This is a genomic window from Alteromonas sp. 4NH20-0104, from assembly GCF_057547795.1.
This window is the reverse complement of sequence record NZ_BAAJLP010000015.1, coordinates 94,161-120,284: the sequence shown is the minus strand read 5'-3', so window position 1 is coordinate 120,284 and position 26,124 is coordinate 94,161. Positions and strand designations below refer to the sequence as shown.

The 26,124-nt window shown below is 49.8% G+C and carries 22 protein-coding genes; 12 read left to right on the top strand and 10 right to left on the bottom strand.

Annotation, left to right across the window (positions count from 1 at the left end; translation table 11 throughout):
* Positions 1-74: 74 nt before the first annotated feature.
* A complete protein-coding gene (locus AC27IB_RS12495) occupies positions 75-1,298 on the top strand; it encodes a multidrug effflux MFS transporter (RefSeq protein ID WP_487121248.1) in 1,224 nt (407 codons plus the stop codon).
* A gap of 8 nt (positions 1,299-1,306) precedes the next feature.
* Here AC27IB_RS12495 and AC27IB_RS12490 read toward each other — a convergent pair whose 3' ends face one another.
* The 3 genes from AC27IB_RS12490 to AC27IB_RS12480 form a co-directional block, all read right to left on the bottom strand.
* The gene (locus tag AC27IB_RS12490; protein ID WP_296049272.1) at positions 1,307-1,654 is read right to left on the bottom strand and encodes a hypothetical protein; all 348 of its coding nucleotides are present in this window, start codon (positions 1,652-1,654) and stop codon (positions 1,307-1,309) included.
* 204 nt (positions 1,655-1,858) lie between these two features.
* The gene (locus tag AC27IB_RS12485) at positions 1,859-2,563 is read right to left on the bottom strand and encodes a carboxymuconolactone decarboxylase family protein (protein WP_487121246.1); all 705 of its coding nucleotides are present in this window, start codon (positions 2,561-2,563) and stop codon (positions 1,859-1,861) included.
* Between the two features lie 2 nt (positions 2,564-2,565).
* A complete protein-coding gene (locus tag AC27IB_RS12480; RefSeq protein ID WP_296049273.1) occupies positions 2,566-2,778 on the bottom strand; it encodes a DUF2798 domain-containing protein in 213 nt (70 codons plus the stop codon).
* A gap of 89 nt (positions 2,779-2,867) precedes the next feature.
* On the opposite strand from AC27IB_RS12480, the gene AC27IB_RS12475 reads away from it, so the two are divergent.
* A complete protein-coding gene (locus tag AC27IB_RS12475) occupies positions 2,868-3,734 on the top strand; it encodes a LysR family transcriptional regulator (protein ID WP_296049274.1) in 867 nt (288 codons plus the stop codon).
* A 96-nt stretch (positions 3,735-3,830) separates the two neighbouring features.
* Here the strand turns inward: AC27IB_RS12475 and ilvC are convergent, their stop codons facing one another.
* The gene (gene ilvC / locus AC27IB_RS12470) at positions 3,831-5,312 is read right to left on the bottom strand and encodes a ketol-acid reductoisomerase (RefSeq protein WP_296049276.1); all 1,482 of its coding nucleotides are present in this window, start codon (positions 5,310-5,312) and stop codon (positions 3,831-3,833) included.
* Between the two features lie 155 nt (positions 5,313-5,467).
* Here ilvC and ilvY point away from each other — a divergent pair, with 155 nt between their 5' ends.
* Positions 5,468-6,331, top strand: coding sequence for an HTH-type transcriptional activator IlvY (ilvY, locus tag AC27IB_RS12465; protein ID WP_487121243.1), 864 nt, complete (start codon positions 5,468-5,470; stop codon positions 6,329-6,331).
* On the opposite strand, the gene AC27IB_RS12460 is transcribed toward ilvY, so the two are convergent.
* Entirely contained in the window at positions 6,313-7,824 is a 1,512-nt protein-coding gene (locus AC27IB_RS12460; RefSeq protein ID WP_487121241.1) for a YifB family Mg chelatase-like AAA ATPase, read from the bottom strand. The two genes, ilvY and AC27IB_RS12460, sit on opposite strands and share 19 nt — an antisense overlap.
* 509 nt (positions 7,825-8,333) lie before the next feature.
* Between AC27IB_RS12460 and AC27IB_RS12455 the strand changes: the two genes are divergently transcribed.
* From AC27IB_RS12455 to AC27IB_RS12440, 4 genes are all read left to right on the top strand, one after another.
* Positions 8,334-9,266, top strand: a complete 933-nt coding sequence (locus AC27IB_RS12455) for a branched-chain amino acid transaminase (RefSeq protein ID WP_296049282.1) — start codon at positions 8,334-8,336, stop codon at positions 9,264-9,266.
* Positions 9,267-9,295: 29 nt separating this feature from the next.
* A complete protein-coding gene (gene ilvD / locus AC27IB_RS12450; protein WP_296049283.1) occupies positions 9,296-11,146 on the top strand; it encodes a dihydroxy-acid dehydratase in 1,851 nt (616 codons plus the stop codon).
* Positions 11,143-12,681, top strand: a complete 1,539-nt coding sequence (gene ilvA, locus AC27IB_RS12445) for a threonine ammonia-lyase, biosynthetic (protein WP_487121238.1) — start codon at positions 11,143-11,145, stop codon at positions 12,679-12,681. Before ilvD ends, ilvA begins: the two co-directional genes overlap by 4 nt.
* Positions 12,682-12,814: 133 nt before the next feature.
* Positions 12,815-13,183, top strand: a complete 369-nt coding sequence (locus tag AC27IB_RS12440) for a hypothetical protein (protein WP_296053792.1) — start codon at positions 12,815-12,817, stop codon at positions 13,181-13,183.
* Between the two features lie 17 nt (positions 13,184-13,200).
* Here the strand turns inward: AC27IB_RS12440 and AC27IB_RS12435 are convergent, their stop codons facing one another.
* Positions 13,201-15,330 (bottom strand): hypothetical protein, encoded by a 2,130-nt coding sequence (locus AC27IB_RS12435; RefSeq protein WP_487121236.1) that lies wholly within the window; start codon positions 15,328-15,330, stop codon positions 13,201-13,203.
* Between the two features lie 260 nt (positions 15,331-15,590).
* On the opposite strand from AC27IB_RS12435, the gene AC27IB_RS12430 reads away from it, so the two are divergent.
* From AC27IB_RS12430 to nhaC, 3 genes are all read left to right on the top strand, one after another.
* Positions 15,591-15,737 carry a hypothetical protein gene (locus AC27IB_RS12430; protein WP_487121234.1) on the top strand — a complete coding sequence of 49 codons (147 nt, stop codon included), beginning with the start codon at positions 15,591-15,593 and terminating at the stop codon, positions 15,735-15,737.
* 9 nt (positions 15,738-15,746) lie between these two features.
* Positions 15,747-15,995 carry a hypothetical protein gene (locus AC27IB_RS12425; RefSeq protein ID WP_296053256.1) on the top strand — a complete coding sequence of 83 codons (249 nt, stop codon included), beginning with the start codon at positions 15,747-15,749 and terminating at the stop codon, positions 15,993-15,995.
* 208 nt (positions 15,996-16,203) lie between these two features.
* Complete coding sequence (gene nhaC / locus AC27IB_RS12420) at positions 16,204-17,619, top strand: Na+/H+ antiporter NhaC (protein ID WP_296053257.1); 1,416 nt, start codon at positions 16,204-16,206, stop codon at positions 17,617-17,619.
* On the opposite strand, the gene AC27IB_RS12415 is transcribed toward nhaC, so the two are convergent.
* On the bottom strand, positions 17,616-19,085 hold the full coding sequence (locus AC27IB_RS12415; protein ID WP_487121231.1) for a tryptophan halogenase family protein: 1,470 nt from the start codon (positions 19,083-19,085) through the stop codon (positions 17,616-17,618). The genes nhaC and AC27IB_RS12415 overlap by 4 nt on opposite strands.
* Positions 19,086-19,094: 9 nt before the next feature.
* A complete protein-coding gene (locus AC27IB_RS12410; protein ID WP_296053261.1) occupies positions 19,095-20,627 on the bottom strand; it encodes a tryptophan halogenase family protein in 1,533 nt (510 codons plus the stop codon).
* 386 nt (positions 20,628-21,013) lie between these two features.
* On the opposite strand from AC27IB_RS12410, the gene AC27IB_RS12405 reads away from it, so the two are divergent.
* Positions 21,014-23,122, top strand: coding sequence for an RICIN domain-containing protein (locus AC27IB_RS12405; protein ID WP_487121229.1), 2,109 nt, complete (start codon positions 21,014-21,016; stop codon positions 23,120-23,122).
* 124 nt (positions 23,123-23,246) lie between these two features.
* Positions 23,247-23,714, top strand: a complete 468-nt coding sequence (gene ybiA / locus AC27IB_RS12400; RefSeq protein ID WP_487121227.1) for a riboflavin biosynthesis intermediates N-glycosidase — start codon at positions 23,247-23,249, stop codon at positions 23,712-23,714.
* Positions 23,715-23,786: 72 nt separating this feature from the next.
* Here ybiA and AC27IB_RS12395 read toward each other — a convergent pair whose 3' ends face one another.
* Positions 23,787-24,518, bottom strand: a complete 732-nt coding sequence (locus AC27IB_RS12395; RefSeq protein WP_487121225.1) for a DUF6445 family protein — start codon at positions 24,516-24,518, stop codon at positions 23,787-23,789.
* Between the two features lie 2 nt (positions 24,519-24,520).
* Positions 24,521-26,032 (bottom strand): glycoside hydrolase family 30 protein, encoded by a 1,512-nt coding sequence (locus AC27IB_RS12390; RefSeq protein ID WP_296053621.1) that lies wholly within the window; start codon positions 26,030-26,032, stop codon positions 24,521-24,523.
* Positions 26,033-26,124: the final 92 nt, after the last annotated feature.

Here is a 26,124-nt window from a genome sequence, read left to right as displayed (position 1 = left end):
CGCTTAATTAACTTCCTTCTTTGAGGCCGGTAAAGCCCGTCCGAAATTAGTATAAACCGGAATTTCCTTTTGTTATGAAGCAGAAAAGTACTCATGTTAAACCCGCTCTCGGCTTGCCGGAGTTTATTGCTCTGATGGCGCTGATGACGTCGTTGGTGGCGCTGAGTATTGATGCCATGCTGCCTGCTTTGGATGCCATTGGCACGGCGATGGGCGCGAAGGATATTCACGAAAGTCACCTGATTGTGTCTTTGTTTTTTGGTGGCATGGCTGTCGGCCAGTTATTTTTTGGTCCCTATTGCGATACCCGTGGCCGCCGCGAGGCCATTATTCTGGGGCTGGTTATCTTTGCCGTTGGTACGGTGGTGTGTATGCTGGCTGATGATATGCAAACTATGCTTATTGGCCGGGTCATTCAGGCGTTTGGTGTATCAGGCCCGCGCATAGCCTCTACGGCGGTGATCCGCGATCAGTTTGCCGGTGAAGCCATGGCACGGGTCATGTCGTTTATTATGATGGTATTTATCCTGGTCCCAATGCTGGCGCCTATGGTGGGTCAGTGGGTGCTCAATATTGCCTCCTGGTTCCATATTTTTACCCTGTTTCTGCTGGTGGCCGTGTTTACCGGGGCGTGGTTCTGGATCAGGCAGCCGGAAACACTGCCTCCCAGCCGTCGCAAGCCGTTCTCGTGGGCGCAGTTTTTCCGTTCTTCAATGTTTATCATCACCCACAAGCCGGTGATCGGGCCGACCCTGGCCATGGGCTGTGTATTTGGCGGGTTTCTGGCTTACTTAAGTGCGTCGCAGACCATCTTTCAGGGCTTCTACGGCGTGGGGGGAATGTTCTCTTATATCTTTGCTACCCTGGCTTTTTCTATTGGTCTGGCGTCGTTTATCAACAGCAAAATTGTGATGCGTTTGGGGATGTATCGGGTAACCCAGGTAGCGTTGATTGGTTCGGTGGTGTTTTCGGTTATTTTCCTGGGCATCATTGAAATGTTTGATGGCCTGCCACCACTGGTGGTGACCATTGGTTCATTATTTATCGGCTTTTTCTTTGTGGGGCTGCTGTTTGGTAACCTCAACGCCATTGCCATGCATCCCTTAGGCGATATGGCAGGACTGGGCGCAGCCATTATTGGCTCGCTATCAAGTATTATTGCTGTGCTGGTAGCCACCACGGTAGACTCTTATCTCACCGTTGATTTGTTCCCCATTGGTGCGGGTTTTCTGGTGTTCTTCACGCTGGCATTTATTATTATCCGCCTGAGTCTGCAAAGACCGGAGAAAACGGCATAATCGCTTTCTTAGGGAAAGCGATTACCGTTAACCAGCTGAACCACTGCCCGGGGCCGCTGGTTTTCCACAATCTCAACATTGCGCGAGTGGCGTTCACCATTGCGTAATTTGTCGTATTGTAGCTGTTTCATCTCCAGCTGTTTGGCAAATTCGTAAAACGCCATACAGTCTTCACGACTCAACTCGTTATGCTGGCGGGTGAGCTGTGTATCGATATACATGCTTTCCCCGTTAGCAGTTAGTGTGGCCACTGCATCATAGGGCTGACCGTAATTTTCGACTCGCAGAGCCCTGACCATTTTGACTTCGAAGATCCAGTCGCCAATTTGCGTAAACCTGGAAATGCCTGACTGCATGAAATACTCCCCTCAAGATGACTTTAATTATTATGATTGCTTTTTTCAGATAACCAGTGGTTATTACAAGCATTGTGCCAATTATTATATTTATATATATCAGCAAGTTAGTATTTTCGTGTCAGTCAGGCTGATGCGATCTGTATGCAGTTGGTAACACTCTGGGAAAGCAGAGAGTGGTTAGGGGATAACCTGCTATTGTATTTATAACGCCATGGAGGGGTGTGCAGATTGAATATCAGCAAACACCTTCATAGCATTTAAGGCTCTGGGAAAGCCGGCGTAAACCGAAGTCTGAATAATGATTTCCTCAATTTCTGCCAGGCTAAGCCCGACATTTAATCCGGCATGAATATGTACTCTTAATTGGTCCTGTGTATCGCCAATCGCAGCAAGCATGGCAATGGTGGCAATTTCCCTGGCCCGTAAATCGATACCTCCACGGTTATAAATATCGCCGAAAGGGAACTCAACCACATAGTTGGCGAGTGAGGCCGACACCTGCTTAAGCCCTTCTACCACTTCTTCCCCTGCCCGACCGTCGATGCGTTTCAGATTATGTAACCCGCGCTCGTAACGGGAAACAGACGCATCCAATGCAGAGGTTTCATCAACGGGTGTCAGAGTGGCAATGTCGGGTGCTTTCGCGAGTATTTCGTCATACAGGGTAAAGACCTGCCGGGTATAAGGCTGAGCATAATGGTTGTCGAGTGCTGCCTGGTTACGAAAGTGTTCTACCAGTACATACTGACCATTGTGCTCATCGGCAAACACATCGAATCGGAAACAGCCCGGCTCTGCTCTGGTTGGCTGAATTATGGGCTTTATGGCTGCCAGGCCACGTTCGAAATACTCAGGTTTAGGGGTTATTTTTGCCACAATGTGCAGTGAGTTATCCGGATTTATCATGATTACGATACCTTTAGTAGCTTGTTGGTTAACGCTTTAACTGGCGCAGTGAGCAGATAGGCGGCCAAAAAAGCCATCGGCCAGGCGTTGACATAGGCAAGTCCCCAGTGCTTAACAAAGCTCGGGCCAGCACCTAAGTTGATGTAGGTTACCCAACCCGATACCAGTGCCGAAAGGCACAGTGAAAACAGTGCGGTAAAAAGCAGTTTGTTCATTCATTCCTCCTCTTGGTGAACAGATATTGTATGGATAAGCGAGCGCGTTAGAATGGCGGTTTAGGAAAGGTAAATGTGAAGGATTTACTGTGCTGGATGACTTGCAACTGTTTGTCGAAATAGTGAAACGAGGCAGTTTTGCTAAAACCGCTGCCGACTTAAAAATAACGCCAGCGACCCTGTCTAAAAGACTTAGCGCGCTGGAGCGAAAGTTAAATAGCGCGTTACTTACCCGCACCTCCCGCGGGGTGATTCTGACCACCTTTGGCAAAGAGCTTTATGAAGAAATCACCACGCCAATGAATGCGTTACAAAATACAGTCACCAGGTTAAGCCATGAGAATGTGTCCAGTTTACGCATCCTGTGTCCGCAAAACCTGATTGTTGGCCCTCTGTTTGATGTTATTTGGCAATATCAGCAAAGGTATCCTGAATTAGCGCTCAATATAGAACCGAGTAACCACAATGCGCTATTGAGTCAGAAGCCTTTTGAAGTAGCTTTCAGGGTTGGTAAACAGGATGATTCTTCATTTTATCAGCGGCGCCTGGGGGAGATAGCTGTGAGCGTGATTGGGCCGCGTGTGATTACGCCGGATATGCATTTGTTTTTGGCTTATTCACCTGCGCAGATCGCCGCAAACGAGCATGAAATTGACCTTATTACATCGCAGTTTGCGCAGGTTTCTCAGGTCGGAGATATTACACTGGCCAGAAAACTGGTTGAGCAGGGTCGTGGTGCTGCCCTGTTGCCGATGACCGAAGTCGCCATGTTTGACAAGAAAATGAAAAACGCATTGCGGTACTATTCTGAACCACTCTTCTCACGCCCGATCTACGCCCTATGGCCTAATTCCAGTGAGGCTTTGCCAGCGGCGAAAGCGTTAATCGAAATGGCATTGATTCACTGTGAGCAACAGCCAGCATTGAGCGGTAAAACGATAGCGCTGGGAAGTTAAAAGCAGGTTGGGCGGATGTGTTTTACAGGCATAAAAAAGCCCGACCAAATTGGTCGGGCAAAAGGGCTTGGTTAAGCACCTAACGACAGAAACTGTCTACGCTTCGATGATGGCTTTCATATCCGTCATGTAACCGCGTAATTCTTTACCAATGGCTTCAACGCCAGTGTTGCGAATCGCTTCGTTAACTTCGGTAAGACGCTTATTGTCTACCTGGTTAGACGTTACGTTCAGACCTTTACCGATAACAGTAGTATCGATGTTAGGCATGAACTTCTCGCGCAGTAAAGGTACTGCTGCGTTCGCAAATAAATAGTTACCGTACTCTGCTGTGTCTGAAATAACCACGTTCATTTCGTACAGACGCTTACGCGAAATAGTGTTCGAAATCAGTGGTGTTTCGTGCAGTGATTCGTAGTAAGCCGACTCTGGCAGAATGCCTGCTTCAACCATTACGTCGAAGGCCATTTCTACACCGGCTTTAATCATAGCCACTAACAAAATACCGTTGTCGAAAAATTCCTGCTCTGAGATTTCGCCGTCGTAAGCCGGGGCATTTTCAAAACCAGTCTGACCGGTTTCTTCACGCCAGCCTAACAGGTTTGCGTCGTTGTTTGCCCAGTCAGCCATCATAGTGCGAGAGAATTCGCCGCTGATGATGTCGTCCTGGTGTTTTTCAAACAATGGGCGCATCAGAGAAGTCAGTTCTTCTGACAAATCATAAGCTTTCAATTTCGCTGGGTTAGACAGGCGATCCATCATGTTGGTTACGCCGCCGATTTTCAGCGCTTCAGTAATGGCTTCTAAACCATACTGGATAAGGGCACCTGCATAGCCGGCATCAATACCGTCAGCAGTCATTTTTTCAAAGGCCAGAATCGCAGCAGTTTGTTGCATACCACACAGGATAGTTTGCTCACCCATCAGGTCAGACTTAACTTCTGCAACAAAAGACGACTCCAGAACACCAGCACGGTCACCACCAGTGGCGCTTGCCAGTGCTTTAGCGATTGGCCAGCCTTCACCTTTTGGATCATTCTCCGGGTGAACGGCAATCAGTGTTGGTACACCGAAACCACGCTTATATTCTTCACGTACTTCGGTACCCGGGCACTTAGGCGCACACATAACAACAGTGATGTCGCTACGAATTTGCTGACCTTCTTCAACAATGTTGAAACCGTGTGAGTAACCTAAGGTTGCGCCTTCTTTCATTAAAGGCATAACCGCTTCTACCACACTGGCGTGCTGCTTATCAGGAGTGAGGTTATAAACCACGTCCGCTGTAGGGATCAGATCCTGATAAGTACCTACTTTAAAACCGTTGTTTGAGGCGCGTTGGAATGAGTCACGTTTCTCATCAATCGCAGCCTGACGCAGCGCATAAGCTACGTCTAACCCTGAGTCACGCATATTGAGCCCCTGGTTAAGGCCTTGTGCACCGCAGCCAACGATGACAATTTTTTTACCTTTAAGGAACTCACAACCGTCAGCAAATTCGTCGCGATTCATAAAGCGACAACGACCTAACTGGTCCAGTTGCTGGCGTAGAGACAGAGTGTTGAAATAATTAGCCATAAAAAAAATAATTCCGAACTTCTTTTGTCGTTATCCCTTAGCTTCAATCAGCTGGGATGACCTCGTCATTGACGACTTGCAGCAACAATACGCTACCCCTTTCGTTTTGAAAAATGATATATTTGCAAAACAGTGTTGCAAAAAGTGAAATCACCATGGATTTTCGCAGTCTACAGCTATTTAATCATCTCGCAAAAAGCTTACATTTTGGTGACACGGCCGACGCGATGTTCGTTTCGCCATCCACTTTAAGCAGGGTGATACAGCGCCTCGAAGAAGAGTGTGGATGCGTGCTGTTTAAACGCGATAACCGCTCGGTGGCGCTCACCCATGGTGGTCATAAGTTGTTGAATTTTAGTGAACAATTGCTGGGTGAATGGCAGCACGTACGACAAGAACTGCGAGACGACGGAAAGGCCTTGCAGGGGGAGTTAAGCCTGTACTGTTCGGTGACTGCCAGTCAAAGCCATCTGCCTTCTGTGCTCTCCCGTTTTCGCCAGCGTTATCCTGGTGTGGATATCCGCCTGGTCACCGGCGATCCCGGGCTGGCTATTGAGCATGTAAAGCATAAAAAATCGGATGTTGCTATTGCCATCCACTCTCCTGACTTCCCAACCGACCTGTGTTTTTCGGGGCTGGACTTTGTGCCGCTGGTGCTAATTGCGCCCCGCGACCGGCGTTTAACCCAGCTTGCCCAGGTCGACTGGCGGGTCAATCAGGTGATACTGCCAGAACAGGGGCCAAGCCGCCGCATTGTTTACCATTGGTTTGCCGAACACGGCATTCGCCCCAATGTGTATGCCTCAGTGGGCGGAAACGAGGCCATTGTGTCGATGGTGGCCTTAGGCTGCGGTATTGGTTTTGTGCCGCAGGTGGTGCTCGATCACTCCAGTATGTCTTCCAGTGTTACCCGAATTCAGGTAGACGATATTGGTTCCTACGAATTGGGCCTCGCCTGTTTGCAGGAACGTCGTCACGAGCCGCTGATTAACGCCCTGTTTCAATTGGAATTAAACTGACGGATTAAATTATCCAGCGCCCGGTAACCCAATGCCTCACCAATATGCTCGGTGGTGATATGGGCTTGCGCTTCCAGGTCGGCAATGGTTCGGGCTACTTTTATGGTGCGATGAAACACCCGCATAGACAGTTTTAATTTGGTTGCCGCACGCTGCAGAAACTCTTCCGTTTCTGGAGGCATTGAACAATGTGTGCCAAGTTCGGCTACGCTCAGTGCTGCGTTACTCTTACCCTGGCGCAGTTGCTGAATTTCGTGAGCTGCCATGATCTGCTCCCTGGCCTCAATGGCAGTGTCTTTGCCGCTAACCGGGGGCGCAAAAGCATAAGAACCCGGCCGGCGCACTTCAATCTGGATATCAATACGGTCGAGCAACGGGCCTGAAAGCTTACTTAAATAGCGCTGGATTTGCTGCGTAGTACTGCGACCGTCGTCTATATCCCCTGTCGGACTGGGGTTCATAGCGGCCAGTAATTGAAACCGGGCGGGATACCTGGCCTGCCCGGAAGCGCGTGACAGGCATATATCACCGGTCTCCAGCGGTTCGCGAAGGACATCCAGCGCCTGACGGCCAAATTCGGGCAGTTCGTCTAAAAACAATACCCCATTATGCGCCAGCGACACTTCGCCCGGTTGCGGATGTGCGCCACCGCCCGTTAAGGCAATGGCCGATGAGGTATGATGGGGAGAGCGAAAAGGCGGCGTCAGCCAATCTTGGGTATCACGCTGTTCTCCTTTTACCGAATACAGCGCGGCAGTGGCCAGAGCCTGTTGGTGATTAAGCTGTGGTAGTAAGCTCACCAGCCGACTGGCAAGTAAACTTTTGCCCGTGCCTGCCGGGCCTACCATTAAAAGATTATGCGAGCCTGCCGCTGCAATACACAGTGCTCGTTTGGCCTGTTGCTGACCAATGATGTCATCCCAGCGCGGACGGGGTGGGGGGAGAGATACGTCATTACAGGTGTGCTTTATGGCGAGTGTGTGTTGTCGGGTAAAATGCAGGAATGCGCTAAGTAACGTTGCCGGAACCCTGTATTCGAGGTTGCTGACCAACTGAATTTCCGCTTCATTACCTGCAGGTACCAGCAACGTATGGTTGTCTTCTGCACAGCGCATGGCCACTGGCAATAAGCCTGGTACAGGACGAATGTCGCCGTTCAAACTGAGCTCACCGGCAACCTCTACTGTATTCAGAGGAGGTTGGTCGATTAATCCCATGGCGATCAAAATGCCCAGGGCAATGGCTAAATCGTAGCGGCCACCACTTTTCGGGATATCCGCGGGCGCCAGGTTTACCGTAATGCGCCGTGCCGGATACTCAAAGCCGCTGTTAATTAAGGCGCTGCGTACCCGCTCTTTGGCTTCCTGAACGGCGGTTTCAGCCAGACCAACCAATTTAAAGGAAGGCAGGCCATTGGATAAGTGTACTTCCACTTTGACTGTCGGCGCGCTTATGCCCGCTGCGCCGCGAGTATATACGATTCCCATTCCCATGATGTTCTGCACTGTGTCGGCGATTTAACCTGCAGTGTAGTGAGGATGAACGTTGGCGCATACTGAGCCTTGGTGCAGATTCGTCGAAAGATTTGCTGATTTGGTCGGTCAAAAGGTTAATTTTTAAGCCCTGCCCTTGATCACGTCACGGGATCCGTGGTATTTCTACGCCCCTGAAAGGCGTGTCGTTATAGCCAGACGTCATTGACCTTTTCAAAAGCCAGCCAAAAACTTCCGAATCTGTGTCTGTATCTCGTTATTGTCAGCCAATAAACTATTGGCGACAACGGTATTATTTATTCCGTGCAAATCGAACTGTGTGTGTCGCATTGGTCTGTGCACACCTAATTGTACGAGTTTACACTGTTTATCTGCGAAAAATGCCACTGTGCATTGGGTCGCGAGCCCGCGTCATGTATCATTTGACGCGGTATTAATTATAGTGGTCAGTCACTTACTGACTACACTTTACGGGTAACATAAAGCCCGCTAGTTCTTAAGGAAACGACATGGCTAAGCAACTTGCTGATTATATCTGGTTTAACGGTAAAATTATCCCCTGGAAAGAGGCTACCGTTCATGTAATGACTCACGCTATTCACTACGGTTCATCAGTCTTTGAAGGTGTGCGTGCTTACAACACACCGGATCAGGGTACCTGTGTATTCCGTTTACAGGAACACACCCGTCGCTTGTTCGACTCGGCCAAAATCTATCGCATGAACATCCCTTACACTATGGATGAATTGAATCAGGCGCTAATAGATATCATTGTTAAAAACGATCTTAAATCCGCTTACATCCGTCCGATTGCTTTCTTTGGTGATATTGGTATGGGCATTAAAGTGCCCTTGGATGCTGAAGCAGAAGTATCGATTGCGGCCTTTGAATGGGGCGCTTACCTGGGTGAAGAAGCGCTGAAAAATGGTGTTGATGCCGGTATCTCTTCCTGGAACCGTCTGGCAGCTAACACTATGCCGACTGGCGCGAAAGCTGGTGGTAACTACCTGTCTTCACAGCTGATCTCTATGGAAGCGCGTCGCCATGGCTACGGCGAAGGCATTGCGCTCGACCGTAACGGTTACATCAGTGAAGGCGCCGGCGAAAACATCTTCGTGATCCGCGATGGTGTTATCAGCACTACGCCTAAAACGGCGGCAATCCTGCCGGGTATTACCCGCGACACGGTTATGACGCTGGCCAAAGAGCTGGGCTATGAAATTCGCGAAGAAAACATTCCGCGTGAAGCTATGTACCTGGCCGATGAAATCCTGATGTGTGGTACTGCCGCTGAAGTCACCCCGGTGAACAGCGTAGACGGTATTACCGTAGGTAAAGGCGGCCGTGGCCCGATTACTAAAGAAATTCAAGACATGTTCTTCGGCTTGTTTAACGGCAAAACCGAAGATAAATGGAACTGGTTAACCCCGGTTTATAAATAAGATATACCCTGACGGGACGAGAGTTTTTTATGCCTAAGTTAAGATCTGCAACCACAACACAGGGACGCAACATGGCCGGTGCGCGCGCTTTATGGCGAGCTACCGGTATGAAAGACGGTGATTTTGGTAAGCCCATTATTGCCATTGCTAACTCCTTTACCCAGTTCGTGCCGGGTCACGTACATTTAAAAGACATGGGCCAGCTCGTGGCGCGTAGTGTTGAGGCTGCAGGTGGTGTGGCAAAAGAATTCAATACCATCGCGGTAGACGACGGTATTGCTATGGGTCACAGCGGGATGCTGTACAGCCTGCCGTCCCGTGAGATTATCGCCGATTCAGTAGAGTATATGGTTAACGCGCATTGCGCCGATGCCATTGTGTGTATCTCTAACTGCGACAAAATTACCCCGGGAATGCTGATGGCGTCGATGCGTCTGAACATTCCGGTGGTGTTTGTTTCCGGTGGCCCGATGGAAGCGGGTAAAACCAAATTGTCTGATCAAATCATTAAACTGGATTTGGTTGATGCCATGGTCGCTGCTGCAGATGATAAAGTGTCGGACGATGACACTAACGAAATCGAGCGTTCGGCCTGCCCTACCTGTGGCTCGTGCTCAGGGATGTTTACCGCCAACTCGATGAACTGTTTAACCGAAGCGCTGGGCTTATCGCTGCCGGGTAATGGCTCCATGCTGGCCACTCACGCCGACCGTGAAAACCTGTTCAAGAAAGCGGGCGAGTTAGTCGTAGAACTGTGTGAGCGTTGGTACAAGAACGATGATGCCTCGGCATTGCCGCGCAATATTGCTAACTTCAATGCGTTTGAAAATGCCATGAGTCTGGATATCGCCATGGGCGGTTCTACCAATACTATCCTGCACTTACTGGCTGCGGCAATGGAAGGCGAAGTGCCATTTACCATGGCCGATATCGACCGCTTATCCCGTAAAGTGCCGCACCTGTGTAAGGTGGCGCCATCTACGCCGAAGTACCATATGGAAGACGTGCACCGTGCCGGTGGCGTTCTGGGTATCTTAAACGAGTTAAACAAAGGCGGTCTGCTGCATGGCGACTGCGCTCATGTGTTAGGTAAAACCATCACCGATGTGATCAGAGAGTGGGATATTACTAACCCCGAAAATGCCGCTGCCATCGAATTTTTCCGTGCCGGCCCTGCTGGGATCCGCACCACTAAAGCCTTTAGCCAGGACTGTCGCTGGGATGAAGCCGACGCCGATCGCAACGAAGGTTGTATCCGTGATTTAGCTCATGCCTACAGTCAGGAAGGTGGTCTGGCCGTGTTGTACGGTAACCTCGCTGAAAACGGCTGTATCGTAAAAACGGCCGGTGTGGATGAGTCTATTCTTAAATTCACCGGACGTGCCCGAATTTATGAAAGCCAGGACGAAGCCGTCGCGGCAATCCTGAATGATCAGGTGGTTGCCGGTGATGCGGTGATCATTCGCTACGAAGGCCCCAAAGGCGGCCCGGGTATGCAGGAAATGCTTTATCCAACGTCTTATTTGAAATCAAAAGGTTTAGGGAAAGACTGTGCGCTGATCACTGATGGCCGCTTCTCAGGTGGTACCTCTGGTCTGTCGATTGGTCACTGCTCACCTGAAGCCGCTAGTGGCGGTGGGATTGGCCTGGTGCAGGAAGGCGATACCATCGAAATCGATATTCCTAACCGTACCATCAATATTGCCATTACTGATGCCGAGTTACAGGCCCGTCGCGCCGCGATGGAAGCCAGTGAACGCCCGTGGCGCCCGGTTAACCGTCAGCGTGAAGTATCGCTGTCGCTGAAAACCTTTGCCATGCTGGCGACCAGTGCCGATAAAGGCGCAGTAAGAGACCCATCCAAACTGGAAGATCTATGACCGTTACCGATCACGAATACCTGAAAAAAATCCTGCTGGCGCCGGTTTATGACGTGGCGGTTAACAGTGATTTGGTATTGTTATCGCGCTTAACCGCCGAGCTGGGCAACGACGTTTACCTAAAACGCGAAGATCAGCAGCCGGTTAAGTCATTCAAACTGCGCGGTGCCTATAATCGCATCGCCAGTCTCTCGGCCCAACAGTTAAATGCTGGCGTAATTGCTGCCTCTGCGGGCAACCATGCCCAGGGTGTGGCGTACAGTGCCAATATGAAAGGTATTAACGCTACCATCGTGATGCCGGAAACCACGCCAGACATTAAAATAGAAGCGGTGCGCCGGTTTGGTGGTCAGCATGCTAGCGTGGTGCTGCATGGCACCAACTTCGACACCGCCAGTGCCCATGCCCGGGAACTTAGCGCAGAGCATGGTTACACGCTGATCCCACCTTTTGACGACCCGGATGTGATTGCTGGTCAGGGCACCATTGCCCGCGAGTTATTAGAGCAAAATCCTAACCTGGATATTCTGTTTATTGCGGTTGGCGGTGGTGGTTTAGCGGCGGGTATCTCGGTATACCTCAAACAGTTAAAGCCAGAGATTAAAATTATTGCCGTCGAGTCGGAAGAATCGGCCTGTTTTGCGGCAGCTAAAGAGGCGGGTGCACCCACCAGCTTAAGTTCAGTGGGCATTTTTGCCGACGGTGTGGCAGTTAAACTGATGGGCAGTGAGACCTTCCGCCTGTGTAATCAGTACGTCGATGAGATCATGACGGTCACTAACGACGAAATCTGTGGTGCCATTAAAGACATTTTCGACGATACCCGTGTGATTGCCGAGCCTGCCGGTGCGATGTCGGTAGCGGCGATCCGCAAGTACGTAAAACAAAATGACATTCAGGGCAAAAAGCTGGGCGGTATTTTGTGTGGCTCCAACACTAACTTCCATACCCTGCGTTATGTGTCTGAACGTTGTGAGCTCGGTGAGCAAAAAGAAGCCGTATTCGCCGTTAAGATCCCTGAGCGTCAGGGCGCTTTTAAACAGTTTTGCGAATGTTTGGGTGGCCGTACGATCACCGAGTTTAACTACCGTTATGCCTCGCAGACTGAAGCGCACATCTTTGTTGGCATTAAACTGCGCGGTGGCAAGGCCGAATTTGAAGCCCTCACCGCAGAGCTGGGAGACAAAGGCTACGAATGCTTTGATCTGTCTGATAACGAATTAGCCAAACTGCACGTGCGCCATATGGTGGGTGGTCGTCCGCCCACTATCCTAAACGAAGTGGTATTCAGCTTTGAATTTCCTGAGTACCCGGGCGCTTTGCTTAACTTCCTGAACACCCTGGGTGAACGCTGGAACATTACCTTGTTCCATTATCGTAACCACGGGGCGGCAGAAGGCCTGGTGCTGGCCGGATTTGATATTCCGCCAGAAAGCCGCGAAGCCTTTGATGAGCACGTGACTGCGCTCAACTATACGTGCCAGGATGTGACAGATAACCCGGCTTACCGGTTCTTTTTATCAGAACCCAAGTAACTCCGAGATAATCTCAAGTACCCGGCACCAGCCGGGTATTTTTTTGTCTGATGAAATAGTTCTGGTTAAAAAATAGTCAGGTTGCGCTAACCGCTCTATACTAAGATCAATTAGTGTTCATAAGGAGTGTGACATGTTTAACCCTTTCGCCCTTCCCCCATTTGCCTGGAATATGCCCTTAAGCGGTGATGTGAAAGATATTTCGCCGGTGACGAGTTGGTTCTCGCCTCAGTATGAATTCAATATCGCGGGTAATGCGGCGCTGGAAAAGCAAGTGATCACCAAAGTCGCCAGCTACGGTAAGCAGCTGGGTAAACTCACCAATGCCGTACTGGAAATCGCCGACGGCGAACCCGGACAAGCGGTAGAATCACTCAGAGCAATGGCTAAGGAAATCGAAGAATTAAAAAGCAAAACACTGGCCGATAGTATCGAAGCGGACTTAGCTAAATTAAAGGTACAGGATAAAGCGGCGTACGAAGCATTGGTAAAACGCCTCTAGCATCGGTGTTCGCAAAGCTAGTGCAAACCCAGTTCTTCACGCAGTTTGGCTTTTTCCTGTTCGATGGTGGTAAGTAGTTGTTGCACAACGGGTTGATCTGCGATGTCTTTATATAGGTAGCGTGTTGGTTCAAGATGCCACCAGCCAAAGTTGGATTTATCAGGATAGTTATTTAGTATTCGCTCTGCGATAGCAAACTGCCTGGATGTCAGATTCAGCACAAGTTCGTAAAACAATAGCTCATAAAATACATACTCTCGCGGATACAGGCTTTTATATTCTTCCACTACCCGCAAAGCCTCGTTGGCGATTGAAGTTGCTTTTTGGTGTTCACCCAACTTATCTAAGATTGCTACATAACTGGTTACATTATCTAACTGTGCAAATGACACGTCGGGCGGTGTCAGCCCTGCGATGCGTTGGCGAAATTGAGCCAGTTGTTCCTGTTTTTGCGCCATATCAAAAAGCACAAGTGCATCGTCGATATAAATAGAAAAATACTTATTGTGCACCAATGCCTGCCACAGTTCATCCCAGCTTTTTTCAGGTAGTGTGATGTCAGTAAAGTAGCTGGCGGTGTATGTATAAGTTGCCCAATAGCCCTGGCTGGACAAGTCAATATCGTCAAGCACCGCCTTGCTGTCATTCGTAGCGCCGAGTAACTGAAGGTAATAATAGTACCAAAACGCACGTCGCTGGTTTGGAATTTCACGGTAATTTTTCTCAACTATTATATAATCTTGTAGAGGATCGACGAACTCTATATATCGCTCAACATTATCCGTGGTAACAGTCGACTTAAAACGCTCAGCTTCTTTTGGGGCGGAGCAGGCCAGCGTAAAGTAACGAAGGCGGTTTTTGTATTTGTCTTCCAGGCCTTCAAGTTCCAGACTGTTATAAAAGTTATCAAGCTCTTCACAAGGCGTTTTTTTCACTATCAGGTTAATAAAATATGCATGAATAAAATTGAAATCATAAGGGTAAGCGCGAATCGCTTTTTGATAAATTTTTATTGCCTTATCAGTTAATTGTGAATAGTCATCGTAAATTACAGCAAGTGTGTATAAAGCGTCACGGTTGAGCGCGTCCAGCTCCAATGCCGCCTCAGCTAACGCAATAGTTTCTGCTTCATTCAGACTAACATTTTCAGTAATTGAGACTTCCGCCGTGGCAACATAGGCGCTTAAGCCCAGAATTGCAGAGATATCGGGATATTTTGCTAGCAAAGGATCCAATATAAGCTTGGCCTGATTAATAGAATCTGTGGTGAGCTTATGTGTTAGTGCCCTCGCCCTGACGAGCTGCTCCACTTCTACATAAGTTAATTGGTTCAATGCCGCCGTATAACGGTCATTTTGGTGTACCACATTCAGTTTTAACGCTGCCGCTACCTGATCGCTAACCTCTTCCTGTAGAGCAAACACGTTTTCTAATTGGCGATCAAAATTGTCGGAAAATAGGTGCGCGCCGGTGGCCGCGTCGATGAGCTGTACGGTAATGCGTAAATCCTGCTGGTTTTTACGTACACTGCCTTCGATGATGTAGTCAGCGCCTAATTCTTCGGCGATCACTTTAATGTCTTTTTGGACGCCTTTATAGGCAAAGCTGGAGGTACGGCCGAGCACTTTGAGCTCTGGAATACGCACCAGCGTATTGAGTAACTCTTCGGTTAAACCGTCTACGAAGATCTCCTGGTCCGGCTCGGTGCTTAAATTTAAAAAGGGTAAAACCGCGAGGGTTTTTACCGATTTTTCTTCTTCAACATCGACGGCTTCTGCTGTTTCTATAACTGTGGGTGCCGAGGATAGCCACAGTTTGTCTACTGCCACATACACCACCAGCACAACAATCAGCGCCACCAGTATATGGTTAATTTTGTGGCCGGTTTGTTTGGCGATGGATTCATTCTTACTGACTTCACTGGTGGCTTTAATACCCTCGGGAGTAAGCTCAAAGGCCCAGGCAAAAATACATACGATAGGGAAACCGATAATCAATGCAACGGTAACGTAGGTGCCGAATACTTTTGGTAGGTTAAGGTAGGGAGAGACCACAGCAATGACCTGCAGAATTAACCACGCCGTCACCAGATACACACTGGCGACTTTCACAACGTTGCGACGTTTCAACTCCGTGATAAAAGACATGGACATCCTGTGATGTGGTTAAATAGCATTCAACCTCAACGTTATATTACATTACAGGATTTTGCAAAGCGGTAAATGGCTCGGCATGGTTTTGCTGCCCGAGCTGATAATCCTGTTAAACGGATTATCAACAGACAAATTGCAAGTCATGCCGTTTTACTAATCATAAAAATAAATCGTATTAATTGGTTTTAATCATTTTTATAATTTTATGCGGGCAGCCATACTCCCCTTATCGATTTAACGTAGAGAAGAGTCTGATGCAGCAAATTATTAATCACCTCCTAAACCGCAAGCCCACCACCAATGGTGAGCAATCCCAACGGGACTGTAATTTTCGCGATAACTATTACGGCGATCAGTTATGCAAAGAGATTGTGACTGAACAGGCGCCTGAGGCGCAATAGGAGGCGGCGATGTTACTGTTATTACTCACTGCTACGCTGTGTTGCATTCCACTGTGCTTATCGGTGTTTATGACCAGTAAAACCCGGGCCCGGTTATATCAGGAGGCCGCCCGGCGGGGTGACGTTGCGATGCTCCGATACTTTCGCTACACGGGCAACGATTTAGCGCTGCAGGCACACGAAAGAAACGCCGCGCTATCAGTTGCCAGACAGCACAACCACCAACAGGTGCTGGCATTCCTCAATCAGTCTGACTGATTTTTGTTAACCCTTTAATTGTGTTATCCCAATCCTTGCTTGCCCTTTAAGCTATGGCGGGACGTTTCCCCCGCCACTTTTTTATAGTCACCCGACGATCTCCTTTACATTCATAATCTTATATGGGATAAAAAGTATACAGAATAATATTTGGGGCGTAGTAACTACCGCTGCGGCGGCGTTACGGCAGCACAGCCACGGGATCTTCATGCACAAAACGCGATTGCCTTCTCTAACCGAAATTCTCATTCTCACCCTTCTGCTGCTAGCCATTATCTTTGTGGCGGTACATCAACTTGGCCTGCCTATTCAACTGGCCTTTATTGGCTGCTGGTTCCTGGTGATGGGCTTTGGTAAGTACCTCGGCTATCACTATCATCATTTGCAAAAAGGGGTGATTGCAGGCGTTACTCAGGGCATGGATGCGATTATGATTTTGATCGCTGTGGGTGCCCTTATTGGTAGCTGGATGGCTGGCGGTATTGTGCCCAATATTATTTATCTTGGTCTCTCGGTGATGGACCCGGCGCTGTTTCTACCGGCCGCGTTTATCATTTGTGCCATTACCTCACTGGCAACCGGTACCTCGTTTGGTACCGCCGGTACGGCGGGTATCGCCATGATGGGCATTGGTGCAGGCTTTGATTTACCGCCGGCGCTGGTGGCGGGAGCAGCCATATCGGGGGCTTACGTTGGCGATAAGCTCTCACCGCTTTCTGATACCACGGTTATGACAGCCTCCATGTGTCAGGTAAACCTTATTGCGCACATTAAATCCATGCTGTATGTCAGTGTGCCTGCCTGCATCATTGCCTGTATTGCATTTTTGCTGGTCGGCCTTGGGTTTGATCATGATGGTGGTACCGGTACCGCTCAACAGGTAATGGATGCCATTGCCGTTCATTACACTATTGGCTGGTATATGTTGTTACCGGCGTTGATTGTGATTGGTTTACTGATGATGCGCCTGCCCTCGTTTCCGGTTATCTGCCTGGGAGCGCTGCTTGGCGTGATTTGGGCAATGCTGTTCGAACAGGCCTCTCTGGTCAGTGCTTTCGACAGCCTGTATAACGGCAACTTTATTGATACCGATGTAGAGTTTTTGCAGATCCTGCTCAATCGGGGCGGCATTACGTCGATGCTGTCGGTGATCCTGCTGGTTATTCTGGCGCTGGGACTGGGCGGACTGATGGAGTCCATCGGTGTGCTCACGGCGGTATGTAATGCCTTGCAACACTGGGCCACTACCACCGGCCGTTTGGGGCTTTCCACTATGCTAAGCGGTATTTTAGGTAATGCGCTCGGCGGCGCGGCCTATGTATCGATAATGACCGCCAGCACCATAACATCCCGTAACTATGAACAAATGGGCATTGATAAACGGGTACTTTCGCGCAACGTTGAATCCGGCGGTACGGTAACTACTCCTATGATCCCCTGGACCGACGGCGGTATCTTTATGGCGACTACGCTAGGGGTAAGTACGCTGAGTTACCTGCCGTTTTTGTGGTACCACTGGCTTGTACTCGGCATTGCCCTGCTATACAGCTATGCAGGCTGGTATCACTTTGCCCCCGTTGAGTATGATGCAGAGGGCACGCCGCAACCGCAGTCAGCAAGCTAATGGTGCCGGCTGGTCAGATAATTAGCATGCAGAGGTAAACCTGAAACTGTTCGTTGAATTGTGCCGCTGACATGACCCAGAAAATTCTCCAGCTCCGCTTGTTGCAGGGTATCTGCAAAGGGGTGATAGCGTTCGGGTGTCAGCCCCTGTCCGAGCATCACCTGCTGCCAGGAGTCTTCGAATAAGGCTTTGCCAGGGTGAAATATGCTGCCCGTTTGTTTAAACAGGTCGATTCTATGCTGCAGTGAATCTGGTATTGGCATACTTTGGCAATGTCGCCAGAATGCACTGTCGCGGCGCTCGGTGACGCAATAATGCAAAATTAAAAAGTCGCGAATGTGCTCTAGTTCGGCCGCGCATTGCTGGTTGTATTCATCCACTGCACTTTGCAAAATCTGCTGTTGGGGAAACAGGCGGATGAGTTTAATAATGCCTTGTTGAATAAGGTGAATGCTGGTTGATTCCAGCGGCTCTAAAAAGCCACTTGCCAGCCCTAACGCAACACAGTTTTTATGCCATTGCTTGCGTCGACGACCGGGAGTGAAACGAATGAAGCGTGGCTCGTGCAAGGCGTCACCACTTATTGAGCCACTTAATGTGGCCATGGCGTCATTATCACTCATGTACTGACTACTATATACCAGGCCGTTGCCCATGCGTTCTTGTAGCGGAATGCACCATTGCCAGCCAGCAGGGTGAGCGATGCTGCGGGTGAAGGGCGCTAACTCACCTTCACGCTGGGATTGCATGGCTACGGCGCGGTCGCAGAGCAACCAGTGCGACCAGTCTTCAAAACCGACGCGGAGTGTTTGCTCTATCAATAATGCCCGAAATCCGGTGCAGTCGATAAACAGATCGCCTGAAATTGTTTGACCATCGGCGAGCGTGATGCTGTCTATAAAGCCATTATCAGGGTCAGTGGCAATGGCACTGATAGTCCCGTCGATGCGCGTAAGGCCTGCCTGTTCGGCGATATCCCGTAAAAACAACGCATAGCGGGAGGCATCCAGGTGGTATGCGTAGTTAAGGCCATTGTTAGGTAAATGGGCAAACTTGCCGGCTCTGGCGGCCACGCTTTCCAGGCAGTAATCGCCAAATTCATCGGCGATGCCCAACTCACGTCCCCGTAACCAGAAATGCTGAAAGTCACAGGCAAAACTCGTTTGCCCGGTTTGTCCGAAAGCATGCAGGTACTTATGCTGCTGTTGACGCCAGTTCTCAAACTGAATGCCCAGTTTAAAGGTTGCCTGGGTAGCCGCCATAAACTGACGTTCATCAATGCCGAGTAGTTTATGAAAATAAGCCAGTGTTGGAATGGTCGCTTCTCCTACACCTACCGTGCCAATATCGCTGCTTTCAATAAGTGTCACCTCAACCTGTTGAGGTAATAACCGGGTGAGCGCCGCACCGGCCATCCAGCCTGCGGTGCCTCCCCCGGCTATCACTACTCGCTGTTTTGATTTCATATCTAACCCCTAATTCAGAACGGATAACGCGCTAAGCAACTCACGATTAGAGGGCAGGCCGTTAAGTTGCTGGTGGCAAAGGTGGCGGAGTTGTTCATACGCCTGGTGAAGGGAGTGTGGGTTACCATTCAATGCTGTTTGCGTTGATTGACCCATGCCATACAGAACATACTGGAAGCTGGCCGCCGGAAACAGTTCTTCCCGCAGCGGGAAGTCTGAGCCCAGCGGCATCCGTGATTGCCATAAGCTAAGCCAGTCGCGCAGTTGCTGAGAAGTGGTTTCCAAAGCGGTCATCTGCCGCCAGTAGGTGTTGTGCCGCCGATGGCTCAGCACATAGTGCAGCTTTAGAAAATCGACTGCCCGTTGCCAGCGCTGAGTAAATAGCTGATTAAACTGACGTGCAGCCGGCTCAAACTGCTCAGAAGTAGCTGGCATTTGCTCAGCCAGGTGACCAGCGGCCATTTCAATCATCACTAACGCTGACGCTTCCAGAGGCTCCAAAAAGCCGGCTGAGGTGCCAATGGCCACACAATTATGGCGCCAGAGAGTTTCACGATAACCTGGCTTAAAGTTAAAAAAACGTGCCTGACTCAGATCCGGGTCATCCTCGGATGTCACATCGTGCCTGATATACTCACCCAGGGTGCTGAGTGCCTCTTCCCGACTACAGTGTTCATCGCTGAAGACATAGCCCACCCCCTTACGAGTGGGTAGGCCAATATCCCAAATCCAGCCATAATCCTGAGCGGTAGAGCGGGTGACCGAAGCAATATCGCTATTCGCCTGCTGGTAGTTAACCGGCATCGCCACCGCGCTGTTGTTGGCAAGCGTTTGCTCACAGGAACGCAGTTCGGTGCCGTAATGTTGGCCAATCAGGCGGGCGGCAAAGCCGGAGCAGTCAATAAACAGGTCGCCATAAATTTCTCCCTGCGAACGTCCGGTAACACTCTCAATAGGCCCGTCAGTACTGCCACTAATCGCCTGAATATGGTCACTTAAATGGGTTACGCCAAGATACTGTGTGGCGTGGTTTTGCAGGAGCATGGCGAATTTATGGGCATCCAGATGGTAACCATAATTTACCACCCCCGCGAAAGGCGGCGTCTGCGGTTGCTTCGGGGCGCGGGAATGGTCGCACAGTATTGCCTGAGAAGTGGTGGAGTGGGCAAAGCTTTGCTGGCCCTGATAGTGTTGCCACCAACTACCCAGCGCGGGGTTGGGATAATCCAGGGGTAAACTGAATGGGTGGTAATACTGGTGCGGCGAGATGTCATCAAGCCAGTTATGAAAACTGGTGCCCTGTTTAAAGCTGGCATCACAAGCGGTAACAAATTGCAGCTCGCTAATGCCGATTTGCTGCAGAGTATTGCGCATAGTAGGCCAGGTGCCTTCGCCTACCCCCAGGATTTTGACGTCCGGCGATTCAATCAGGGTAATGGTCAGGTCGGGCCTGGCGCTTGCCAGTATGGCAGCAGTTAACCAGCCGGCAGCGCCACCGCCAACAATGATGACCTTTTTTACAGCAGAATTTGGTGTTTTCATAACAATGGCTTGAAGGCCTACATAACTACATCAGTGCGAACGTAAGCAAAATGTTAATGTCTGTTTGATACGCTGCTTTTATACCGCTACCAATAAAACCGTTAACCCATTGCTTTGACAAGTTCTTTTGCGCAAACGAACGTTTTTCAGTTGAGTGATTTTCATTAAGTTGTTGAAAGGTATTGGTTGTTTAGGTTTTTTGGCTTTTGGCGATAAATCCTGGTTTGACTGCCCGCGGGCCTGAATCCGAACGTTTTAATTAGCGGTAAGGGGCTGCAGTAGAACTCATTGTTGTTACGTGTTTGTTAATTTGTGATTGCTGAATACCTTCCATAGAGGGTGCAGCGATTCATAAGAAACTGACAATCAAACAATAAGGCCTTCCCATGAAGATAACCAACGTCAAATTGAGTCCCCTTAGCCGACTGGCAAAATTTACTCAGGCTGTTGCCTGTTCCTCGTTACTGGCCATAACCGGAGCGCAATCTGCCTATGCAGACTTCGTTAGCACTGATGGCACTAAAATCGTTGATGAGCAGGGTAATGAACTGTTCCTGAGTGGCATCAATTTAGGCAACTGGCTGGTGTGGGAGGGTTATCTCATGATGGGTGACTTTAATTATCGGACTCATACACAATTTTTTAATGAGCTATCCTCGGCTCTGGGCAGTTCTGATCGGGCTGCCGAATTCGAGTATCAATGGCGACTAAATTATGTGGATGAGCAGGCTATTGCCGATCTTAAAGCCCTCGGGTTTAACTCTGTCAGGGTGCCCTTTAATTACAATTTATTCTGGTGGAACAATCAACTGCGCGACAACGGTTTTGAGTACTTTGATCGCGTGATTGAGTGGTGTCGCAAATACGATATGTACGTGTTGCTTGATATGCACGGTGCGCCCGGTTATCAAAACCCCGGGGATCACGCCGACAATGTTAATTCCAATGCCAGCCAACCCCGCGACAGCGTGACTTTCTGGGATGGCAACAACGTCCAGATAGCGGCCACGATCTGGCGACATATTGCTAACCGTTACAAAGACGAACCCGTGGTGTGGGGCTACGACCTCATCAATGAGCCCGTGCCACAGGACGGCCGGGAATACGAACTGTTACCCTCCCTTATCACCCTGCGCAACGCCATTCGGGAAGTGGACAATAACCACATTATCGTCGCTGAGGGCAACTGGTGGGGGTCTGACTTATCGAAAATTGACTGGAGCAATGGACAAACCCAGGCACAAACTGGCATTAACTATCAGTGGGACAGCAAACTGGTGTACCAAATTCACCATTATGGTCCGGTGGCCGGAACCATGGGGCGTGAGAACATCACCAATAACCTGAACATTCCCTTGATTATTGGCGAGTATGGCGAAACCGACGAGGCTAATTTACTGGCCATTACCAACTGGGCAAAGCAGGAACTGGCCGGCTATTTCCCCTGGTCTTTTAAAAAGATGTCGCACGACAGAACGCTCTGGACGATTCCAACCAATAGTGATTACGAGCAGGTGAAGGTTTATATTAACCACGGTGGTAACCCGCCCACTCATTTGTATGATGCCATGATCAGTTTTGCGCAAAACAATGTGCGTAACGGGCACAGTAGCCACACCTGGCACCAGGGGTTTTACGAGGGGGTTAAACCCGACCCTCAACTCTCCACCTGCCAGAATGCTGCGCGTTTTTCTTTACCTGGCCAAATAGAAGCCGAACGGTTTTGCGAATCGCAGGGGGTAGAGCTGGAAACCACCTCAGATGCCAACGGCGGGCAAAATATTGGCTATATTGACGCCGGTGACTATACGCAATACAACATCAGTGTGGCAACGGCTGGCCAGTATACCTTTCAAGCGCGAGTGGCTTCGCTGAACACTGCCGGGCAGATAAATATTCAGCTAAATGGCAGTTCGGTGGCTTCTCTTGCGACGCCGGTAACCGGCGGCTGGCAAAGCTTTACCACTATCGAGACTTCGGTTTATTTGCCCGCAGGCAATCATTCTTTGCGCCTTGCCTACCCGTATGGTGGGTTTAATTTAAACTGGTTTAACCTGGTTAATGCATCCCAGAGCCTGCAGGCAGGTACGTATATTATCAGCAATGTGGCGAGTGGCCGGGTGATAGACGTGGATGGTGTATCTGCAGCCGACGGGGCTAATGTTCATCTATGGGATAACTTTGATGCCGCTAATCAACGCTGGCATGCCACAGCGGTGGGCGAAAATGTTTTTGAACTGGTCAGTCAGCACAGCAGTGCCTGCCTTGATGCCGATAACGGCTCCGATAATGTGCATCAGTGGAGCTGCTTTGGCAGCAATAATCAACGCTGGTTAATAGAAGGTTTACCCAATGGGGCCTATCGGGTTAGTTCGCAGGCATCCGGCGATATACTCGAAGCTCAGTATGGCGCAACGGCTAATGGCACCAATGTTCGCACCGCGGGGGCCAACGGGGCTGATGCCCAGTCCTGGTGGTTTTCGCCGGTACAATAACGCAATCTTAAGGCGGTATAGCAAGCAGGCTATACCGCTACTTCAGACCATTGCTACGATCGAATTACAATGCCTGGATATTTCTTTATACTGCTCAGAATGCCATTTTGCTAACGGACTTATTTTGTTTACTGCCAACCTCGTTATGGAGAAAGCGTATCAGTTTTCCCGCTTTGATCGCGCTAACCCACTTTCCACCTGTTCTGAGCATCCCATTTTTCTGGATGAGCAGAACTGGCTGACCTGTGAACATTATGTCCAGGCGAAAACCTTACGCAACCTGAAGCAAGCCATGAAGGTTGAGTCGCTGCCCAGTGGCGAAAGAGCCCATGCTTATGGTAAAGCCTGGTATCGGGCCAAAATAGCCGATTATAAAACCACAGCGCCGATCCTGATGAAGCGTGCTTTGTACACTAAAGTGCAAATGTATGAAGAGGTGCGCGAAGCCTTGTTTGCCACCGAAGACCGGCTTATTGTCGAAACCTCCCAATACGATTATTTTTGGGGGATTGGTCGTGATCAGCGAGGCCTGAATCATATTGGCAAAGCGTGGATGGATATTCGCGACAAGTTATGCGGGCAAGGGAATTAAACTTATCTACAGTCGCATTTTGGTTAAGAGTGAGCCTAGGGCTGATTTAGCTTAAGGAACTGTCTTTTTCGTTTAGCCGGATTTTGCCTCTGCGCTCACAAAAACATTCACCGTCAACCGGCCAGTCTCTGGCGACTCACTAAGGTCTTTATCTGGGTCAATTAAGCCCGAATGTAGCAAGGTGCCTGGGTACACCACCATTCTATTCGGTTTGTAGTCGATAGTGCCGAGGCGCTGATACTCGTCGGTACTGTGGTTAAAATAACTCTGTGGGCGTTTGGTCATCCGGTGTGCCCAGTCCTTTCTGGCTTGTTCGAAAGCCGGCCAACGAGATTGGGTAATGTTTTCGAACCCGGTGGGCCGATGACGGTAAAATCCTGTTCCGCTGAAAGGCGGATTGCTGGCGTACAGCATCACCGCAAAATCTGTCGGTAGCTGTGAGTCAAAGTGAGGCAGACACTGCAGCGGGTGCAGTGCCTTCTCTGGGGTGGCAGCAAGACTAAGCCAGGAGCCCTGATCGCTGAACCGCGTGTTCTGAGGCAAGCCATACGCCTGGATAATCATACCGGCAGAAGCGCTGAGTAGAGTGTCACGCAGCACATCCGGGCAGCGCGCCCGAACGCCGGGATAATAGGTAGCTTCTTCCCGCGTAAAGGTTTGCCGCGCAGCGAGTTGCTGCACATCAGACACCCTGGCAAACACGTTATCCACTAGTAAAACCCGGGTTTGCTCATGGCCAATTTTCAACACATGCCAACGGGCATCAGGGTTTAATGCTAAGGTCGGGTCGTGTGGGTCTTGCATGACTACCATTTTACCGTTGTGATTGATTTGGCCGGTACCTCTACCTGCCATTGCTGATTACCCAGCGCCAGAGTGATCTGTTGGGTTGTCTCGGCGGCATTGGACAGCACACAGACAACGGAACCGTCGGGATTTTCAAATGCGACGTTTTCAATTTTGCCAAGGCTAACGGGTGTTGTGGCTATACGTACGGCGCCTTGTTGAATAAAGCGGGAAAACTGCCCCATTAACCAGTATTCCGGCGTCTTGTACCAGTTATCGCTGCTACCCTTTTCCTGAATTAGCATAGTAGGACCAACGACCCCCAGTTGGTTGTAAGGCCCTTTGTTGGCTTCATCCACTTGCTGGGGCAACATGGTCACCCACGAAAGGTACGCCGTAGACCAGTGCCGAAGATGGCGGATCACGGCCTGAAAGCCCCGGTTCAGGTCTTTATCTCCCGCGCCCCATACGCTGCCTTCGGTAAAAATAACGTCTTTTTCCGGGTGAGCATGGTGCACTTTTGCCATGGCAGAGGAGTCGCCGGCATAGTGATGAAAAGCCGTACCATCCAGGTAATGGGCTTTATCCATCTGCTTGAGTGAATCAATCTGCGCAACGGCCTGTTGCCAGTAGTTGAAGTTATGATCCAGCGTCCACAGTTTTACATTAAGCTCGTTACCAAAATGACCACCAATGTTGTGAAAGTTCTCGTACACCGCTATCAGTAAATCGCGCTCTTGTTGCCAACTCATTACCATGCCTGGATAAGCTGGCGGTTCAAACTGTCGCTCATTTTGAAGTGTGAGAGCGTAAACCGGTATGCCTTGTCCGGCATAAGCTTCAATAAAGTCGCGTAAATACGCTGCGTAGGCCTTGTAATACTTACGCTTTAGCGTGCCACCCTGCACCATATTGTTGTGCTCGCGCATCCAGCGCGGAGGGCTCCAGGGGCTGGCTACATAGCGCACCGGGTTATTGCTTTGCCGGCCGGCTTCAAGGGCCATTTGTAAGGTATCTACAATACCCAGTTCAATATTGCGCTGAATGCTGAATGCACTGTCGGGGGTATCCTGAAAGCTGTACCAGCCCATGTCATTATCAGTGGGCGTGCGGGCGTAAGTGCCGTCAGAAAAATCAGAGGTACCTATGCTAATGCGAAACAGGTTCATACCGATGCCGTTAACCGGATCGATCAGGGCATCCAATAAGGCCCGCTGTTGCTGGCGGTCTTTATTTTTGCGGATGGCATAGACTGTGGAATGCTCAAGCGAAGCGCCTAAACCGATAATGCGCTGAAAACGCTCGGTCGGGTTTATCACGATAGCATTTTCAGCGGCTGTCGCTGAAGCTGCGACGGTGAGCGGGGTTAATCGGTAGCTGATGTCAGACTCCGGCCAGGGGGCTGAATACCAGCGTTTATCATTGGGGTGAAGCTCTGTGGAAGTCCAGGCTTGTGGTAGTTCATTCACTTTCGCTGTGGCGCTAAACAGTACGAAAGAAAAAGTCATAAAAGTAATCAGACGTAGCGTCATGGTGATGGTATCTCGGATAATAAATATGGCGGTGAAAGCGAAAGGCCGACCACCAGATGAATAAAAAAGCCAGCAAACAAAGGTTTGCTGGC

Excerpts from the sequence above, each read along its gene's own strand:
- AC27IB_RS12485 (WP_487121246.1), bottom strand. The coding sequence starts at position 2,563 with ATGATAAATCCGGATAACTCACTGCACATTGTGGCAAAAATAACCCCT.
- AC27IB_RS12430 (WP_487121234.1), top strand. The coding sequence starts at position 15,591 with ATGCAGCAAATTATTAATCACCTCCTAAACCGCAAGCCCACCACCAAT.
- AC27IB_RS12395 (WP_487121225.1), bottom strand. The coding sequence starts at position 24,518 with ATGCAAGACCCACACGACCCGACCTTAGCATTAAACCCTGATGCCCGT.
- AC27IB_RS12490 (WP_296049272.1), bottom strand. The coding sequence starts at position 1,654 with ATGCAGTCAGGCATTTCCAGGTTTACGCAAATTGGCGACTGGATCTTC.
- ilvD (WP_296049283.1), top strand. The coding sequence starts at position 9,296 with ATGCCTAAGTTAAGATCTGCAACCACAACACAGGGACGCAACATGGCC.
- ilvC (WP_296049276.1), bottom strand. The coding sequence starts at position 5,312 with ATGGCTAATTATTTCAACACTCTGTCTCTACGCCAGCAACTGGACCAG.
- AC27IB_RS12440 (WP_296053792.1), top strand. The coding sequence starts at position 12,815 with ATGTTTAACCCTTTCGCCCTTCCCCCATTTGCCTGGAATATGCCCTTA.
- AC27IB_RS12410 (WP_296053261.1), bottom strand. The coding sequence starts at position 20,627 with ATGAAAACACCAAATTCTGCTGTAAAAAAGGTCATCATTGTTGGCGGT.
- AC27IB_RS12435 (WP_487121236.1), bottom strand. The coding sequence starts at position 15,330 with ATGTCTTTTATCACGGAGTTGAAACGTCGCAACGTTGTGAAAGTCGCC.
- AC27IB_RS12495 (WP_487121248.1), top strand. The coding sequence starts at position 75 with ATGAAGCAGAAAAGTACTCATGTTAAACCCGCTCTCGGCTTGCCGGAG.
- AC27IB_RS12415 (WP_487121231.1), bottom strand. The coding sequence starts at position 19,085 with ATGAAATCAAAACAGCGAGTAGTGATAGCCGGGGGAGGCACCGCAGGC.
- AC27IB_RS12460 (WP_487121241.1), bottom strand. The coding sequence starts at position 7,824 with ATGGGAATGGGAATCGTATATACTCGCGGCGCAGCGGGCATAAGCGCG.
- AC27IB_RS12390 (WP_296053621.1), bottom strand. The coding sequence starts at position 26,032 with ATGACGCTACGTCTGATTACTTTTATGACTTTTTCTTTCGTACTGTTT.
- AC27IB_RS12455 (WP_296049282.1), top strand. The coding sequence starts at position 8,334 with ATGGCTAAGCAACTTGCTGATTATATCTGGTTTAACGGTAAAATTATC.
- nhaC (WP_296053257.1), top strand. The coding sequence starts at position 16,204 with ATGCACAAAACGCGATTGCCTTCTCTAACCGAAATTCTCATTCTCACC.
- ilvA (WP_487121238.1), top strand. The coding sequence starts at position 11,143 with ATGACCGTTACCGATCACGAATACCTGAAAAAAATCCTGCTGGCGCCG.
- AC27IB_RS12425 (WP_296053256.1), top strand. The coding sequence starts at position 15,747 with ATGTTACTGTTATTACTCACTGCTACGCTGTGTTGCATTCCACTGTGC.
- AC27IB_RS12405 (WP_487121229.1), top strand. The coding sequence starts at position 21,014 with ATGAAGATAACCAACGTCAAATTGAGTCCCCTTAGCCGACTGGCAAAA.
- ilvY (WP_487121243.1), top strand. The coding sequence starts at position 5,468 with ATGGATTTTCGCAGTCTACAGCTATTTAATCATCTCGCAAAAAGCTTA.
- AC27IB_RS12480 (WP_296049273.1), bottom strand. The coding sequence starts at position 2,778 with ATGAACAAACTGCTTTTTACCGCACTGTTTTCACTGTGCCTTTCGGCA.